This window comes from Nocardia sp. NPDC005745, from assembly GCF_040630775.1.
Classification (GTDB): domain Bacteria; phylum Actinomycetota; class Actinomycetes; order Mycobacteriales; family Mycobacteriaceae; genus Nocardia.
This window is the reverse complement of record NZ_JBEXYF010000027.1, coordinates 22,894-38,428: the sequence shown is the minus strand read 5'-3', so window position 1 is coordinate 38,428 and position 15,535 is coordinate 22,894. Positions and strand designations below refer to the sequence as shown.

At 68.0% G+C, this 15,535-nt stretch carries 14 protein-coding genes and 1 tRNA gene; 12 read left to right on the top strand and 3 right to left on the bottom strand.

Annotated features, from left to right (window positions below; translation table 11 throughout):
- The first annotated feature begins 69 nt into the window (after positions 1–69).
- Positions 70–1,449: a hypothetical protein gene (locus ABZ420_RS25475; RefSeq protein ID WP_357127395.1), complete on the top strand. Its 1,380-nt coding sequence runs from the start codon at positions 70–72 to the stop codon at positions 1,447–1,449.
- A gap of 147 nt (positions 1,450–1,596) precedes the next feature.
- Positions 1,597–2,025, top strand: coding sequence for an ester cyclase (locus ABZ420_RS25470; RefSeq protein WP_357127392.1), 429 nt, complete (start codon positions 1,597–1,599; stop codon positions 2,023–2,025).
- 87 nt (positions 2,026–2,112) lie between these two features.
- On the opposite strand, the gene ABZ420_RS25465 is transcribed toward ABZ420_RS25470, so the two are convergent.
- Positions 2,113–2,195 (bottom strand) — tRNA-Leu (locus ABZ420_RS25465).
- A gap of 225 nt (positions 2,196–2,420) precedes the next feature.
- On the opposite strand from ABZ420_RS25465, the gene ABZ420_RS25460 reads away from it, so the two are divergent.
- The 8 genes from ABZ420_RS25460 to ABZ420_RS25425 all read left to right on the top strand — a co-directional run bounded on the left by ABZ420_RS25460 (position 2,421) and on the right by ABZ420_RS25425 (position 12,958).
- Positions 2,421–3,839 (top strand): FhaA domain-containing protein, encoded by a 1,419-nt coding sequence (locus ABZ420_RS25460; protein ID WP_357127389.1) that lies wholly within the window; start codon positions 2,421–2,423, stop codon positions 3,837–3,839.
- Positions 3,840–4,044: 205 nt separating this feature from the next.
- The gene (locus ABZ420_RS25455) at positions 4,045–4,512 is read left to right on the top strand and encodes an FHA domain-containing protein (protein WP_014980860.1); all 468 of its coding nucleotides are present in this window, start codon (positions 4,045–4,047) and stop codon (positions 4,510–4,512) included.
- Positions 4,509–6,026, top strand: a complete 1,518-nt coding sequence (locus ABZ420_RS25450) for a PP2C family serine/threonine-protein phosphatase (protein WP_357127386.1) — start codon at positions 4,509–4,511, stop codon at positions 6,024–6,026. Before ABZ420_RS25455 ends, ABZ420_RS25450 begins: the two co-directional genes overlap by 4 nt.
- Complete coding sequence (locus tag ABZ420_RS25445; RefSeq protein ID WP_357127383.1) at positions 6,026–7,510, top strand: FtsW/RodA/SpoVE family cell cycle protein; 1,485 nt, start codon at positions 6,026–6,028, stop codon at positions 7,508–7,510. Before ABZ420_RS25450 ends, ABZ420_RS25445 begins: the two co-directional genes overlap by 1 nt.
- Positions 7,507–8,973: a penicillin-binding protein 2 gene (locus ABZ420_RS25440; protein WP_357127380.1), complete on the top strand. Its 1,467-nt coding sequence runs from the start codon at positions 7,507–7,509 to the stop codon at positions 8,971–8,973. Before ABZ420_RS25445 ends, ABZ420_RS25440 begins: the two co-directional genes overlap by 4 nt.
- Before the next feature lie 37 nt (positions 8,974–9,010).
- Positions 9,011–10,537, top strand: a complete 1,527-nt coding sequence (locus ABZ420_RS25435) for a protein kinase (RefSeq protein ID WP_357127377.1) — start codon at positions 9,011–9,013, stop codon at positions 10,535–10,537.
- On the top strand, positions 10,534–12,435 hold the full coding sequence (gene pknB / locus ABZ420_RS25430) for a Stk1 family PASTA domain-containing Ser/Thr kinase (protein WP_357127373.1): 1,902 nt from the start codon (positions 10,534–10,536) through the stop codon (positions 12,433–12,435). Before ABZ420_RS25435 ends, pknB begins: the two co-directional genes overlap by 4 nt.
- A gap of 103 nt (positions 12,436–12,538) precedes the next feature.
- Positions 12,539–12,958, top strand: a complete 420-nt coding sequence (locus tag ABZ420_RS25425) for a CBS domain-containing protein (protein ID WP_357127370.1) — start codon at positions 12,539–12,541, stop codon at positions 12,956–12,958.
- 317 nt (positions 12,959–13,275) lie between these two features.
- On the opposite strand, the gene ABZ420_RS25420 is transcribed toward ABZ420_RS25425, so the two are convergent.
- On the bottom strand, positions 13,276–13,956 hold the full coding sequence (locus ABZ420_RS25420) for a dihydrofolate reductase family protein (protein WP_357127367.1): 681 nt from the start codon (positions 13,954–13,956) through the stop codon (positions 13,276–13,278).
- Complete coding sequence (locus ABZ420_RS25415; RefSeq protein ID WP_357127364.1) at positions 13,953–14,597, bottom strand: aminodeoxychorismate/anthranilate synthase component II; 645 nt, start codon at positions 14,595–14,597, stop codon at positions 13,953–13,955. The genes ABZ420_RS25420 and ABZ420_RS25415 overlap by 4 nt, the downstream gene beginning before the upstream one ends.
- 96 nt (positions 14,598–14,693) lie before the next feature.
- On the opposite strand from ABZ420_RS25415, the gene crgA reads away from it, so the two are divergent.
- The gene (gene crgA / locus ABZ420_RS25410; RefSeq protein WP_040871406.1) at positions 14,694–14,957 is read left to right on the top strand and encodes a cell division protein CrgA; all 264 of its coding nucleotides are present in this window, start codon (positions 14,694–14,696) and stop codon (positions 14,955–14,957) included.
- 89 nt (positions 14,958–15,046) lie between these two features.
- Entirely contained in the window at positions 15,047–15,532 is a 486-nt protein-coding gene (locus tag ABZ420_RS25405; RefSeq protein WP_357127361.1) for a PH domain-containing protein, read from the top strand.
- The last annotated feature ends 3 nt before the right edge of the window (positions 15,533–15,535 follow it).

Genomic DNA, 15,535 nt, shown 5'->3' with positions numbered 1-15,535 from the left:
CGGACAGGCGCTGCTCACTCGGCGGTGTGCGGCGAGACCAGTGGCTTCCACATCGATACGGAGGACAACGTGGCAGAAGAACCCGGTGCGCTGACCGTCGAGCACCCGCTCGCTCGCGCGCTGGCGGCACACGCGCCGACGGGGTGGCAGCGGGTGGACGCGGTGTTCGCTGTCACGGTGGTGGGTGAAATCGCCCATCTCGTATATGCCGTTGGCGAACAGGCGATACCGGTAGACGCGCCGGAGCCGGTGCTTGCCGTCGTCCGCGAGCACCGCGCGATCTCGGCCGGCGCGGAACCCTGGTGGCGTCTGCTGCTGGCGATGACGAGTTCCGGCGAGATCGAAGCCGCGTACGACTACGGCGAAGAGCCCTTCCCGGACGGTCAACTGTTCGTGCCGGAGGCGTACCGCGCCGACCTCGCGGCGTATCCGCGCGAGAGGCTGCCGGTGTGGCTGGCCGCCTACATCGGCCATGGTGACCGGCAGCGGCGTACACCGCAGCAGGCCGCCGCCCAGGCGCGCGCGGACCGGGCCGAAGAGGTGTGGGCGGTACTCGCGGAGAACGAGTTTCCGCCGTTCCCGCAGATGTGGTCGCGTTGGACGACGATCGCCGCGGCCTTCGTGGCGGCGCGGTCGGAATGGGGCCCACGGATGCTGCCCTGGGTAGGAGTATTCGAAGGCACCGCGCGCGGGGGATCGACATTGCACGCGCTCCCGGCCGGGCGGGCCGTGCTGTCCGGCGGTGTATGGAACGCGCCGACCTTGGACGCGGTGTACAACGCGGGCGCACCGATGCCGCGGCTGTACGGCGGCGCGCCGGACTGGGTTGCCGACCCGGTCTTGAACCCGCGGGCGGCATCCGGCCTGCTGTCGTTCTGCTACTGGTGGGAAGCGGGGCGCTGGTACCGGGGGCAGTCACCGCCCGCTCAGGAGTGCGCGCCCGCCGTGCCGGGCATGTGGACGCGGGAGACGGCGATCAAGATCGTGGCGGGTCTGCTCGCGGACAGCGCGGGAAGGGACGCGCCGGAGGCCGTCGGCGCGTTGTTGTCCGCGGCCGAGACGGGAAGAGTGACGCGATCGGCGCTGGTCGCCGTATTCGGCGATGACGGCCGTTACGACATCGACGGCGCGCTCTATCAGTTCTCGGCGGCCGGGCTGCTGTCCACCGTGCCCGAGCCGATGCCCGCCGCCCAGGCGATCGGCCGGGTACGGGACTACATCACCGGACGGCAGCTGGACACCACCGGGTATCCGCTGTCGCAGCTGAGCGCCGATCGCTTCCGTTTCGGCTGGATGGTGCACGTGCCCGCGAACGCGAAGGCTCGCCGGGCGATCTTCTACGTCGCCGACGACGGTGAGTTCGCGCACTCCTCCTCCGCAGTCGACCCGGAGCAATTCGTCGCCGGGTTCGAGCAGCGCTTCCTCGATCGCCACGGTCCGGTGGCCTGACACCCAGGCAGACGTCTTTGCCAATAGTTCGCCTAGATACTTTTTCGATATTCTGAGCTCTGTCGGTAGAAGTTGCTGTCTGTGCGGCGCGACACTCGGGTACACAACGGCCGTTCGCCGCCGGGCACCCGAGCAGGAAGGTCGATCATGTCGCTGGAAAGCAACAAGGCGCTGGTCCGCCGGTTCTATCAGGAGATCGACGCGGGGAACGTCGACGCCATGGACGATCTCGTCGCGGAGGATTACCTCGACCACTCGCCGCCGCCGTTTCCCGGCCTCTCCACCGGCCGCGAGGGCCTCAAACAGGTCTTTCGCATGTTCTGGGACGCCACTCCCGGGAGGCACGTGATCGAGGATCAGCTCGCGGAGGGCGACCGGGTCGTGACACGACTCACCGCGTACGGCCGCCATACCGGGGACCTACCGGGGATACCGGCGACCGGGAACGAATTGACGATGACCGGCACCGCGATCCACCGGATCGCGGACGGCAGGATCGCCGAGAAGTGGTCCGACAAGGACGTGCTCGGGTTCCTTCAGCAGCTCGGCGTATTACCCGCTGTGGGAGGGCACTGACCGACGCGGCCCGAACGCAGCGTTTCGAAACACGAAAATGGGGAAAGCCGCGTATCAGTACCAATCCGATACGCGGCTTTCCGTCTGTGGGCGAAGGGGGACTTGAACCCCCACGTCCCGAAGGACACTGGCACCTGAAGCCAGCGCGTCTGCCATTCCGCCACTCGCCCGAGCGACTGGGAGACAGTATCACGGCCTCGCGCCGGATACGAAATCGCCATTTCAGAGGCCTGACCGGGGGGCTGGACAGGCCCGGGAACCCGCGGCCGTCGCCAAGAGTTACAGGTGTGGACGATCGTGGATATCATGCAATGAACGTGGTCGATTAACGACACGCCATACACGCGTGTCGTTGTTACGAATCAGGAAGAGACGCGCACCGAAGGGAGGCCTTGATGGGCATCGTTTCGCGATTCGAGCGTCGCCTGCAAGGTGCCGTCGGTGACGTGTTCGCCCGAGTGTTCGGCGGCAGTGTCGTACCCCAGGAGGTGGAGGCGGCGCTGCAACGCGAGGCCGCCGATCATGTCCAAGACGTGGGCGGAGGGCATCTGCTGGCACCCAACAGCTATGTGATCACGATCAACTCCTCCGATCATCAGCAGTTGGACGCCGACCACGACCTCACCACCCGCGCGTTCGCCAAACACCTGCAGGACTACATCCGCGAACAAGGCTGGCAGACCTACGGCGAAGTACACGTGGCGTTCGAGGCATCACCTACGCTGCACACCGGACAGTTCAGGGCGAGTGGCCGCGTCGATCCCGACGCCGGACACAGAGCCGGCGCGGCTCGCGGCCCCGAATCACCGCCACAACGACCTGCAAACCCGCAACCAGGAGCTGGCCCCATGACGCAGAACTCAGGCTACGACCCGAGCCGTGAGCCCGCGGAGTCCGATCCACGCAACCGCGGGTACGCTCCACCGCCTGCCGGTCGCGGCGGTGCGCAGAACGGCGCGTACCGCGACGACTACGGCCGCGGTGGCGCGTACGGGGCGGATTACCAGGCTCCGGACGCACAGCAGGGTTACGGCGATTACCAGAACGGCTACGACTACCCCCAGGGTGGCCAGGGCGGCCAGGGCTACGGCCAGCAGGGTTACGGCGAAGCCGGCTACGGCCAGCAACCCGGCTACGGCGAACCGGGCTACGGCGAACCGGGCTACGGCCAGCAGGGCTACGCCGAACGCGGTTACGGCCAGCAGGGCTACGCCGAGCCGGGCTACGGCCAGCAGGGCTACGCCGACCAAGCCTATGGCCAGCAGCAGGGGTACAGCGATGCCGGTTACGGCCAGCAGGGCTACGCCGAGCCGGGCTATGGCCAGCCAGGCTATGGTCAGCCCGGATACGGGCAGTCGGGATACACCGATCCGAGCTACGGCGATCAGAGCTACGCCGATCAAGCCGGCTACGGTCAGGACGACCAGGCCGGCTACGGTCAGGCGTACTCGCAGCAACCCGGATACGGCGCGCCGCAGGCTTACGCGGGCGGCCAGGGCTACGGCGCGGCGCCGCAGGCCGGTTCGGGCTATTCGGCGACCCTCCAGCTGGACGACGGCAGCGGCCGGACTTACCAGCTGCGGGAAGGCAGCAACATCATCGGCCGCGGCCAGGACGCGCACTTCCGCCTGCCCGATACGGGCGTGTCGCGCAGGCACATCGAGGTGCGCTGGGACGGACAGACCGCGATGTTGTCCGACCTCGGCTCCACCAACGGCACCCTGGTGAACGGCTCCCCCGTGCAGGACTGGCAGCTCGCCGACGGCGACGTCATCCGTGCCGGGCACTCCGAGATCCTGATCCGTATCGTCTGATCCCGTAAGCTCGCGGTGCAGGTCACGACATGGCTCTCGAGGGATTCGTCGGCCGTATCGTGATCGAACTCGACCGACGGCCCTATGATGCTGCCTACACACGCGCGGCGCCGACACCGGGGCCGGCAAGACCAGCAGGCTGGTGGGGGTGGTCGAACCGCACCTACGGCACCGACGTACACGGTCGAACAGGAGGTGGAGCGCCGTGCAGGGACTGATCCTGCAACTGACCCGTGCGGGGTTCCTTCTGCTGTTGTGGTTGTTCGTGTGGGCTGTGCTGCGCACGTTGCGCAGCGACATCTACGCGGCATCCGGCATTCGGATTCAGCCCAGGGCCGCACGCGGTTCCGCGGTGCTGCCTTCCTTCAGCCGGGGCCAGAAGGGCGCCAAATTTCTTGTGGTGACTCAGGGTTCACTCGCCGGCACCCGCATCTCGCTCGGCACCCAACCGGTGCTGATCGGGCGTGCGGACGACTCCACGCTGGTACTCACCGATGATTACGCCTCGACCAGGCATGCGCGACTGTCTCCGCGTGGTGACGACTGGTACGTGGAAGACCTCGGCTCGACGAACGGCACGTACCTCGATCGCGCGAAAGTCACCACCGCCGTCCGTGTTCCACTCGGCACGCCTGTTCGTGTCGGCAAAACAGTGATCGAGCTGCGATCGTGACACTTGTTCTCCGCTACGCAGCGCGCAGCGACCGTGGTCTCGTCCGAGGCAACAACGAAGACTCCGTGTACGCGGGCGCCCGGCTGCTCGCACTCGCCGACGGCATGGGTGGCCATGCCGCGGGAGAAGTCGCGTCCCAGTTGATGATCGCCGCGCTCGCCCACCTCGACGACGACGAACCCGGCGACGATCTGCTCGGCAAGCTCGACGCGGCGACCCGAGAAGGCAACGCCGCCATCGCCGATCAGGTCGAGGAGGAGCCCGAGCTCGACGGCATGGGCACCACGCTCACGGCAATCCTGTTCGCGGGCAAGAAACTCGGCCTCGTGCACATCGGCGACTCTCGCGCCTATCTGTTGCGCGGCGGCGAGCTTGCCCAGATCACCCGGGACGACACATTCGTCCAGTCGCTCGTCGATGAGGGCAGGATCACACCGGAGCAGGCGCACACGCACCCGCAGCGTTCGCTGATCATGCGCGCGCTCACCGGCAACGAGATCGAGCCGACGCTGATCATGCGCGAATCGCGCGCAGGCGACCGCTACCTGCTGTGCTCCGACGGTCTCTCGGACGTGGTCAGCGACGAGACCATCGCGAACACGATGCGCGAGGGCACCACCGACGAGTGCGCCGACCGGCTCATCGAGCTGGCGTTGCGCAGCGGCGGGCCGGACAACGTGACCGTCGTCGTGGCCGACGTCATCGATCTGGACTACGGCCAGAGCCACCCGATCGTGGCGGGCGCCGCGTCCGGCGTCGACGAGGACACTCCTCCGCCCAACACCGCCGCGGGCCGGGCCTCCGCCCTGCGTCCGCCGCGGTCCGCGCCGCGCCGGGCCGCCGCCGCGCCCGAGCCGCCCGCGAAGAAGTCGCACCGGCTGCGCTGGATCGTGCTCGCGCTGGCGCTCGTCGTCGCCGTCTGCGTGGGGCTCGTGGTCGGCTACAAGATGATCCGCAGCAATTACTACGTCGGCGCCGACGACGGTTCGGTGGTGATCCTGCGCGGGTTGCCCGGGTCGATCCTCGGCTACTCGATCCATGACGTGAACCTGGTCGGATGCGTAACCCGCAACGGTGAACTCACCCTGTCCGAGCCCGGGGCGGATGCGCCCTCCTCGTGCAAGCCGCTGAAGGTCAGCGATCTGAAGCAGACCGGCCGTGATCAGGTGGACAAGGGATTGCCGCCGGGTTCGCTGGACAAGGCCAGGGACTCGATGACCTATCTCGCTCAGCGAGAACTGCTGCCGCCGTGCCCGGTCAAGGAATCGGCGCCGCAGCCGGGAGTCGTCCCGTCCGCCGAGACCACACCGCCCGCGCCCAACGGCGCTCCGCCCGCACCGGCCACCACCACACCCGCGCCTGCGCCTGCGCCTGCGCCTGCGCCTGCGCCGGAACAGGGTGACGCCAGGGGCACCGAGATCAAGACGCCGACCAAGTCGGAGGCTCCTGCCACGCCGTCGAGCACCTCACCCAATCCCCAGACCACGGGGGAGAACTGCCGGGTGACGGACTGATGTCCGCGCCGGCACCGCCGTCGGCTGGGGCTTTTCCCAGTCCCCCGGGCGGCTTCGCTCCCGCGCCACCGCCGAGCACCAGACGAAATGCGGAACTGCTGCTGCTCGCGGCGGCAGCGGTCATCACCACCGTGTCCCTCTTCCTGGTCGAGGCGAGTCAAGAACAGTCGATCACCTGGGATATCGCCAAGTACGGTCTGGCCTACCTGGCACTGTTCGCGGTGGCGCACCTGGCCGTGCGGCGGTTCGCCCCGTTCGCCGACCCGCTGTTGCTGCCGATCGTCGCGTTGCTCAACGGACTCGGTCTCGTGCTGATCCATCGGCTCGACCTGGCCGACCAGCAGACCGCCGCCTACAACTCGTGGGCGACCCCCTCCCCCGACGCCGATCAGCAGATCCTGTGGACCGCACTGGGCACGCTGGTGTTCATCACACTGCTGATCGCCCTGCGCGACTACCGCACGCTCGCCCGCTACAGCTACACCCTCGGCCTGATCGGCCTCGTCGCGCTGGCCATCCCGGCGCTGCTGCCCAGCGCGTTCTCCGAGACCAACGGCGCGAAGATCTGGATCCGGCTGCCCGGGTTCAGCGTCCAGCCGGGTGAGTTCGCGAAGATCCTGCTGATCATCTTCTTCGCCTCGGTGCTGGTGGCCAAGCGCGAGATCTTCACCGCCGCCGGGCGTCATGTGCTGGGCATGGAGTTCCCGCGCGGCCGCGACCTCGGCCCGATCCTGGCCGTCTGGATCGTCTGCATCGGCGTGCTGGTGTTCGAGAAGGATCTCGGTACCTCGCTGCTGATCTTCAGCACGGTGCTCGTGATGCTCTACATCGCCACCGAACGGGTCGGCTGGCTGGTCATCGGCGGCGGGCTGCTCGCACTCGGATTCATCTTCGCCTACCAGTTGTTCGGCCACGTGCGGGTCCGGGTGGAGACCTGGCTGCACCCGTTCGACGACTACAACAACACCGGCTATCAGATCTCGCAGTCACTGTTCGGCCTGGCCACCGGCGGTCTCGCCGGAACCGGCCTCGGTAGCGGCAGGCCCAACCAGGTGCCCTTCGCCAAGACCGACTTCATCGTCACCACGATCGGCGAGGAGCTCGGCCTGATCGGGCTCGCCGCGGTGCTGATGCTGTTCCTGGTATTCGTGGTGCGCGGACTGCGCACCGCCCTCGCGGTGCGCGACAGCTTCGGCAAGCTGCTCGCGGCCGGTCTGTCGTTCACCATCGCGATCCAGCTGTTCGTCGTGGTCGGGGGTGTGACCAAGCTGATTCCGCTGACCGGTCTCACGACTCCGTTCATGTCCTACGGCGGCTCCTCGCTGTTGGCCAACTACGCATTGCTGGCGTTGCTGATCAAGGTCTCCGACGCCGCCCGCGCACCCGCCCCGGTGCGTAAGAAAGAACCGGCGCCGATCGCCGACGCGCAGACCGAACTGCTGCGCCGCGACGGGGGACGATCGGATGCGGGGCCGCTGACATGAACACTCCACTACGCCGAGTCGCGGTCGCGGTGATGGTGATGGTCGTCGCACTGCTGGCGAACGCCACCTACGTGCAGGTGATCAAGGCCGACGACCTGCGCTCGGATCCGCGCAACTCCCGGGTGCTGCTGGACGAATACGCCCGCCAGCGCGGGCAGATCTCGGCGGGCGGCACCGTGCTGGCCAGCTCGATCGCGACCGACGATCGCTACAAGTACCTGCGCGCCTACCCCAGCGAGCCGGAGGCGTACGCGCCTGCCACCGGCTTCTACTCGATGCAGTACGGCAGCACCGGACTGGAACGCGCCGAGGATTCGGTGCTCAACGGCTCCGACAGTCAGCTGTTCGGCAGCCGTCTCGTCGACCTGATCTCCGGCCGGGACCCGCGCGGCGGCAACGTGCTCACCACGCTCAACCCGCTGATGCAGAAGGTCGCCTACGACCAGATGACCAGCAAGGGATACACCGGTTCGGTGGTGGCCATCGAGCCGAGCACCGGCAAGATCCTCACCATGGTGTCCACGCCGAGCTACGACCCGAACCTCCTGTCCGGGCACGACGGCGCGCGCGGCACCCAGGCGTGGGAAACGCTGAGCGCGGATCCGAACCACCCCATGTTGAATCGCGCTATCTCGCAGACCTATCCGCCCGGGTCCACCTTCAAGGTCGTGGTCACCGCGGCCGCGCTGGCCAACGGCGTCGCGACCCCCGACGACCAGTTCACCGCCGCCCCGACCTTCACACCGCCCGGCACCAGCACTCCGATGGAGAACTACAACGGCACCACCTGCGGTCCGAATCCGACCGCTTCGTTGTTCGAGGCGTTCCGGCGCTCGTGCAACACCGCGTTCGCCGAACTCGGCATCAAGGTGGGCGCCGCGGACCTCAAGGACGAGGCGGCCGCGTTCGGTGTCGGCCCGCACCGGGGGATCCCGATGCCGGTGGCGGAGAGCACCGTCGGCACGATCTCCGACGACGCCGCCCTGGCGCAGAGCAGCATCGGGCAGCGCGACGTGGCGCTGACCCCCTTGCAGAACGCGGTCGTCGCGGCGACGATCGCCAACGGCGGCGTCCGGATGGAGCCGTACCTGGTCGATCAGTTGCAGCGCCCGGATCTGAGCGAGCTGACCAAGACCAAGCCGGTCTCGGTCGGCCAAGCCGTCAGCGCCGATGTAGCGTCGACCGTAACCAACTTGATGATCGCGTCGGAGAGCAACACCTCCGGAGGTGGCCAGACCCCCTATCAAATCGCGTCCAAGACCGGCACCGCGGAACACGGGACCAACCCGCGTAACACGCCGCCGCACGCTTGGTATATCGCGTTCGCCCCCGCGCAGAACCCGAAGATCGCCATCGCGGTGATCGTGGAGAACGGTGGGGACCGGGCGCTTGCCGCGACCGGTGGCTCGGTCGCCGCGCCGGTGGCTCGCGCGGTTCTGGACGCCGGTCTTCGAGGGGGCTGAACGATATGGATGTGCGAGTGAAGGTACGGGGACCTCGATGCTGAACAACGGTGCGATGATCGCCGACCGATACCGGCTGCAGCGACTGATCGCGACCGGCGGCATGGGCCAGGTCTGGGAAGCGCTGGACACCAGGCTCGACCGCAGGGTCGCGGTCAAGGTGCTGAAATCGGAGTTCTCGGCCGACCCGACGTTCCGGCATCGATTCCGCACCGAGGCGAAGACCACCGCCCAGCTGAATCACTCCGGCATCGCGGGCATCTACGACTACGGCGAGACCATCGACCCGCAGGGCAGCGAGATCGCCTACCTCGTCATGGAGTTCGTCCAGGGCGAGCCGCTGAACACCGTGCTCAACCGGCTCGGCAGGCTGTCGGTGGCCCAGGGACTCGATCTGCTCGAGCAAACCGGGCGCGCGCTGGACGTGGCGCACCGCGCGGGCGTGGTGCACCGTGACGTGAAGCCGGGCAACATCCTGGTCACGCCGACCGGCCAGGTGAAGATCACCGACTTCGGTATCGCCAAGGCGGTGGACGCCTCCCCGGTGACCAAGACCGGCATGGTGATGGGCACCGCCCAGTACATCGCCCCGGAACAGGCGGTCGGCGAGGACGCCACCGCGGCCAGCGACGTGTACTCCCTCGCCGTGGTCGGTTACGAAGTGCTGGCAGGACAGCGGCCGTTCACCGGCGACGGCGCGATCACCGTCGCGATGAAGCACGTGCGCGAGACACCGCCTCCGATGCCGGCCGATCTGCCCGGCAACGTGCGCGAACTGATCGAGATCACGATGGAGAAGGACCCGTCGCGGCGCTACGCCAGCGGCGGTGAGTTCGCCGACGCGGTCGCCGCCGTCCGCGCGGGCCGCCGCCCGCCGCCGCCCAGCGGAGCGCACTCCGCCGCGCCCCTGACCGGCGCCACGCGGGTGCTCCCGCCCGGCCCGACCGCCGTGATCCCCTCCACGCCCGCCGACTTCGACGGTGCGACGGTGCGCTACTCGACGCCCGCCGCGGGCGCGGTGGGCGCGGTGGGCGCGGCCCATCAGGCGGGCACCCTCGCGGCTCCGGCCACGGTGCTGAGCCGCGGTGCGGCGAGCGGTCCCCCGCCCGGTAACGGCAGCAGGTTCACTACGACCCAGAAATGGCTGACCGGGCTCGGCATCGGCGCCGTGCTGCTCGGGGCGCTCACGGCCTACCTGCTCTTCGGTGGAGACACCAATCCGGATTCCACGCCGTCGCCGACCGTGACGGTCGCGCCGAACCCCAAGCCCGTCCCGCCGGTGGCCACGACGACCCCCAAGCCCGCACCTCCGCCCGTGGACACCGAGACCTACGAACCGCCCACCACCGAGCCGAAGACCACGACACCGGAGCCGACGACGACCACCCCGCCGCCCACCAGCACGGCACCGAGCACGACGAAGCCGACGACCACCGCGCCCACCGCCACCACCAGCCGTCCGCGCATCCCGACTCTCGACATACCATTCCCGGAGATTCCCGGTGCCCGAGGGCCTTCGGCCACCCGCAGCGGATCCGCCACTTCTTCGCAAGGACTGCCATGACGACCCCGAAGAATCTCTCGTCTCGCTACGAGCTGGGCGAGATCATCGGGTTCGGTGGTATGTCCGAGGTGCACAAGGCTCGCGACATCCGGCTGAGCCGGGACGTGGCGATCAAGGTCCTGCGGGCGGACCTGGCCCGTGACCCCACGTTCTACCTGCGGTTCAAGCGCGAAGCGCAGAACGCGGCCGCGCTCAATCATCCGGCCATCGTCGCGGTCTACGACACGGGCGAGGCGGAGGTGGACGGCGGCCCGCTGCCGTACATCGTGATGGAGTACGTCGACGGCGACACGCTGCGCGACATCGTGCGCGGCAAGGGACCGCTGCCGCCGCGCCGCGCGATGGAGATCATCGCGGATGTCTGCGCGGCCTTGGACTTCAGCCACAAGGCCGGGATCGTGCACCGCGACATGAAGCCCGCGAACATCATGATCAACCGGTCGGGCGCGGTGAAGGTGATGGACTTCGGCATCGCGCGCGCACTCGCCGACAACTCCAACCCCATGACCCAGACCGCGGCGGTGATCGGCACCGCGCAGTACCTCTCCCCGGAGCAGGCGCGCGGCGAAACGGTGGACGCGCGCTCGGACGTCTACTCCGTCGGTTGTGTGTTGTTCGAGATCCTCACCGCGGAGCCGCCTTTCACGGGTGATTCCCCGGTCGCCGTCGCCTACCAGCACGTCCGGGAAGACCCGCGACTGCCCTCGCACGTGTATTCCGGGGTGCCGCGCGAACTGGACTCGGTCGTGCTCAAGGCGATGAGCAAGAATCCGGCCAACCGATACCAGACCGCCGCCGAGATGCGCGCCGACCTGATCCGGGTGCTCGGCGGCCAGAAGCCCAGCGCCCCGATGGTGATGACGGACGAGGACCGCACCACCATGATGAGCGCGGACGAGCCCCCGCCGCGTAACTACCGTACGGTCGAGCGCCACGACGACACCGCGGAGCAGGATCCGGCCGAGCCGAACGGACGGCGCCGGACCGCCTACATCGCGATCGGCGCCGTCGCGGCCGTCGCGGTGGCTTTCGCGCTGTTCTGGGTGCTGCTCGGGCCGGGAAGCCGACCGGACCAGGTGGCCATTCCCGACCTGTCCAACAAGTCCTCGCAGCAAGCGCAGGACGCGCTGCAGAAGCTCGGCTTCACGGTGGCGATTCAGCAGAAGCCCGACAGCAAGGTCGCCACGGGGAACGTGATCGCGACCCAGCCCCTCGGCGGCTCGCGGATCGACGAGGGCAGCACGGTCACGGTCCAGGTGTCCTCGGGTCCCGCGCAGGTCCAGGTGCCGAAGTTGACCGGTCTGTCCCAGGAGCAGGCCGAGCAGGTCTTGAACTCCAAGGGCCTGCGGATCAATCCGAACGTCGAGCGCAAACCGTCGAGCACCGCCGAGAAGGACCAAGTGATCGAGCAGAACCCGTCGCCGGGTTCGAAGGTCGACGTCGACTGGGAGATCGTCGTCACCGTCGGCACCGGCCCGGAGGCGGTCCGCGTTCCCTACGTCGTCGGGCAGAGCATCGACGTGGCCCAGCCGAATATCGAGGGCAACGGCTTCAAGGTCGTCGTCCAGGAGGTGCAGTCCTCGAAGCCCAAGGGCGAGGTGGTCGCCTCCAGCCCGGCAGGCGGCAGTAGCGCCGAGAAGGGTTCCACGGTCACCGTCCAGGTGTCCGCGGGTGACCTGAAGATGCCGTCCCTGGTCGGTCTCACCGTCTCGCAGGCGGTGGAGAAGCTGCGCGCAGAAGGCTGGACCGGCAGCACCAGCCAGATCAGCCAATCCCCGCAGGGCACCTTCGACGCGGGCAATGTCGGCCGCATCCTCAGCCAGCAACCGTCGGCGGGCAGTTCGATCCAGAAGAACAGCGCCATCCTGGTCGGCGTGGGGGTACTCGGCCCGCCGTGATCGGCGCCGCCGGTATCCAGAAAACGAGACCAACCGGTGTGAATTGCGGGAGAATGATGCTGCTTCATCCCAATCAGCGCAGCTGAGCACGAGGAGGTAGCTCATGACCACTGCCAGGGACATCATGAAACCGGGCGTCCAGTGGATTTCGAAGGACACGACGATCGAGCAGGCCGCACGAACCATGGCCGAACTCAACGTCGGGTCCCTGATCGTCTCGGACCAGAACGAGCGGATGTGCGGCATCGTCACCGACCGCGACATCGTGGTGAAGTGCATCGCCCAGGGCAAGAACCCGTCGGATTGCCGGGTGGATGAACTGTGTGAATCGACACCGCGGTGGGTCGACGCCAACGCCGACATCACCGAAGTGCTCGATGAGATGGAAAGCAACCGGGTCAAGCGCATGCCGGTCATCGAGGACAAGCGGTTGGTCGGCATGATCAGCGAGGCGGACCTGGCCCGGCATCTGGACGACAACCAGCTCGGCGAGTTCGTCACCGCCGTCTACGGGCGTCCCTAGGTTCCGGACCGGCGCGGAGGAACGTACCCGACAACGCCTTCCGTGTCCGCACAAGGTACTTCGGCACCGTGCGGCCGGCTCCCGCTCGGCGATGAGTTCAGGGATCCCGCACCGGCCGGTGCCGGCAGCCGGGGCGAGGTGCCAAGGTGAGTTCGGGCCGCGGACGGCCGATGGCCGTCCGCGGTTCACTCGTCCGCGACACCGCGCTACGCGATCAGGCTGAAAGCCTCGCGGTTGCGACGTCACGGCAAGGCTGCGCCGAGCTGTCTCCGCGGGCCTCGACGGTGCGCGGGATCATCGACGTGGCACCGACGACGTCAGATCGTCTCGGCCTTCGGTAGATAACGCAACACCGCGACGTCCCCGACTTGCGTCACATCGGTAAGGCGCATCCGGCGATGAGGCGCGCCCGGAAAGTCGGCCGGGTCGAGAAAGCGCGGCGCCGCGCTGTCTCCTACCAGGATCGGGGCGATCGCTAGATGCAGTTCGTCGGCCAGATCGGCGGCGAGGAACGCGGTGTGGATGCGGGTGCCGCCCTCCACCATGAGCCGCTCGACACCCCGTCGGCCCAGATCGTCCAGCAGTGCACCGAAATCGAGCTCGGTACCGAGATCCACGACCTCGGCCAATCCGGCGAGGCGGGCGGTGAGTTCCGGCGCGGTCGCCGCGGTGGAGTACACGAGCTTGTCGCCGCCGTAGTGCCAGAACCGCAGCTCCGGAGCCAAGTCGCCGCTCGCCGATACGGTCACCTTCAGCGGGAATTCCGGTTTGCCCGCCGCGACGCGCGCGGCCCTGCGTTCGGCGCTGTCGACCAGCAGCCGCGGGTTGTCGCTGCGCAGTGTCTGCGCGCCGACCAGGATGGCGTCGGAGTCCGCGCGGACCTGGTCCACCCGGTCGAAGTCCGCCGCGTCGGACAAGCGCAGCCGCTGCGGGCTCGCGTCGTCGATGTACCCGTCGATGCTCGTCGCGACCGACAGCAGCACATGCGGACGGGTCACTGCAGCACCAGCGCGGCGACCTCCGCCTCCAGCGTCTGCACCAAACCCTCGGCGGGGCGCTCCCCGCACACACCGAGCCAGTTGGCCAGCATCCGGTGCCCACCCTGGGTGAGCACCGATTCCGGGTGGAACTGCACGCCGTGGATGGGCAAGGTGCGATGACGCATGGCCATCACGATTCCGCTCTCGGTGCGTCCGAGCACCTCGATCTCCTCGGGCAAAGTGTCTTCGACGACGGTGAGCGAGTGGTATCGCGTGGCGGTGAACGGGTCGGGCAGACCGGCCAGCACACCCGCGCCGATGTGGAAGACCTCGCTCGTCTTCCCGTGCAGCAGTTCCGGGGCCCTGGTTACGGTGGCGCCGAACGCCTCGCCGATCGCCTGGTGGCCGAGGCACACGCCGAGCAGCGGAACACTCTGCTCCGCGCAGGCGCGCACCAGCGGGATGCTGGCGCCCGCACGGTCCGGGGTGCCGGGGCCGGGACTGATCAAAATGCCGTCGAAATCGCCTACGACCGCGCCGACGTCGGCCAGATTCGGATCGTCGTTGCGCCAGACGACAGCGTCCACACCGAGTTGCCCGAGGTACTGCACCAGGTTGAAGACGAAGCTGTCGTAATTGTCGACGACCAGAACACGCATGACATCGAGATTACGTCCCCGCCCGGCACCGCGTCGCATCCATTACCTGTTGGGATAGCCTAGAGACCACGACCTGCAGCCGAATACGAGGACGTCATGCCCAAGTCGAAGGTCCGTAAGAAGACCGACTATACGATCAACCCCGCCAGCCGGACGCCGGTGAAGGTGAAGGCGGGGCCGTCTCCGGTCTGGTATGTCGCCATCATGCTCGGGTTCATGCTCGCCGGGCTGGTGTGGCTGCTCGTCTACTACCTGGCGGCCGAGCAGATCAGCTGGATGAACGACCTCAACGCCTGGAATTTCCTGATCGGCTTCGGCCTGATGGTGGTCGGGCTGATCATGACGATGCGCTGGCGCTGAGCACAACGCCGACCCGGATTACAGACGTGTCATTCATGCACACCTGTGGATGAGCCTGTGGACAACTCGAGGAGCGATTGGGGAGTGCTGTGAGTCCTGAGCTCCCGGTCCCCGGCCCGCGGGACCGCGAAGAGCCGCGCCTGGCCTGGACCACGCCGACACCCGCGCTCGTCGCGGTCACCGTGGGCGGCGTCGCGCTGGCCGTCGCCGCGGTGGTCACCTCCGAAGCGGCCAGCCGCCTGCTCGTGGGACTCGCCGCCGTCGGACTGCTCGCCCTTGCCGGGCTCGGGTTCCGGCAACGCCCGCGGCTGTCGGTGACAACCGGCGCGCAACCGCGCATGGTCGTCCGCACGCTGACGGGGGCGGACGAATACGCCCCTGAGCAGATCATTCGCGCCCGTGTGGTGAGCTACCGACGCCTCGGGCGCAAGATGCCGATGTTGGAACTCGACGTTCAGCACGACGGCACCGAGCGGCTCCTGATCTTCGGCCGCTGGGATCTGGGCGCCAACCCTGAACTCGTCTACGAAGACCTGGTAGGAGCACTGCGGCTCACCGAGGACAAGACTCGCTGACGT

Excerpts from the sequence above, each read along its gene's own strand:
- ABZ420_RS25470 (WP_357127392.1), top strand. The coding sequence starts at position 1,597 with ATGTCGCTGGAAAGCAACAAGGCGCTGGTCCGCCGGTTCTATCAGGAG.
- ABZ420_RS25460 (WP_357127389.1), top strand. The coding sequence starts at position 2,421 with ATGGGCATCGTTTCGCGATTCGAGCGTCGCCTGCAAGGTGCCGTCGGT.
- ABZ420_RS25445 (WP_357127383.1), top strand. The coding sequence starts at position 6,026 with ATGTCCGCGCCGGCACCGCCGTCGGCTGGGGCTTTTCCCAGTCCCCCG.
- ABZ420_RS25440 (WP_357127380.1), top strand. The coding sequence starts at position 7,507 with ATGAACACTCCACTACGCCGAGTCGCGGTCGCGGTGATGGTGATGGTC.
- ABZ420_RS25435 (WP_357127377.1), top strand. The coding sequence starts at position 9,011 with ATGCTGAACAACGGTGCGATGATCGCCGACCGATACCGGCTGCAGCGA.
- pknB (WP_357127373.1), top strand. The coding sequence starts at position 10,534 with ATGACGACCCCGAAGAATCTCTCGTCTCGCTACGAGCTGGGCGAGATC.
- ABZ420_RS25425 (WP_357127370.1), top strand. The coding sequence starts at position 12,539 with ATGACCACTGCCAGGGACATCATGAAACCGGGCGTCCAGTGGATTTCG.
- ABZ420_RS25415 (WP_357127364.1), bottom strand. The coding sequence starts at position 14,597 with ATGCGTGTTCTGGTCGTCGACAATTACGACAGCTTCGTCTTCAACCTG.
- crgA (WP_040871406.1), top strand. The coding sequence starts at position 14,694 with ATGCCCAAGTCGAAGGTCCGTAAGAAGACCGACTATACGATCAACCCC.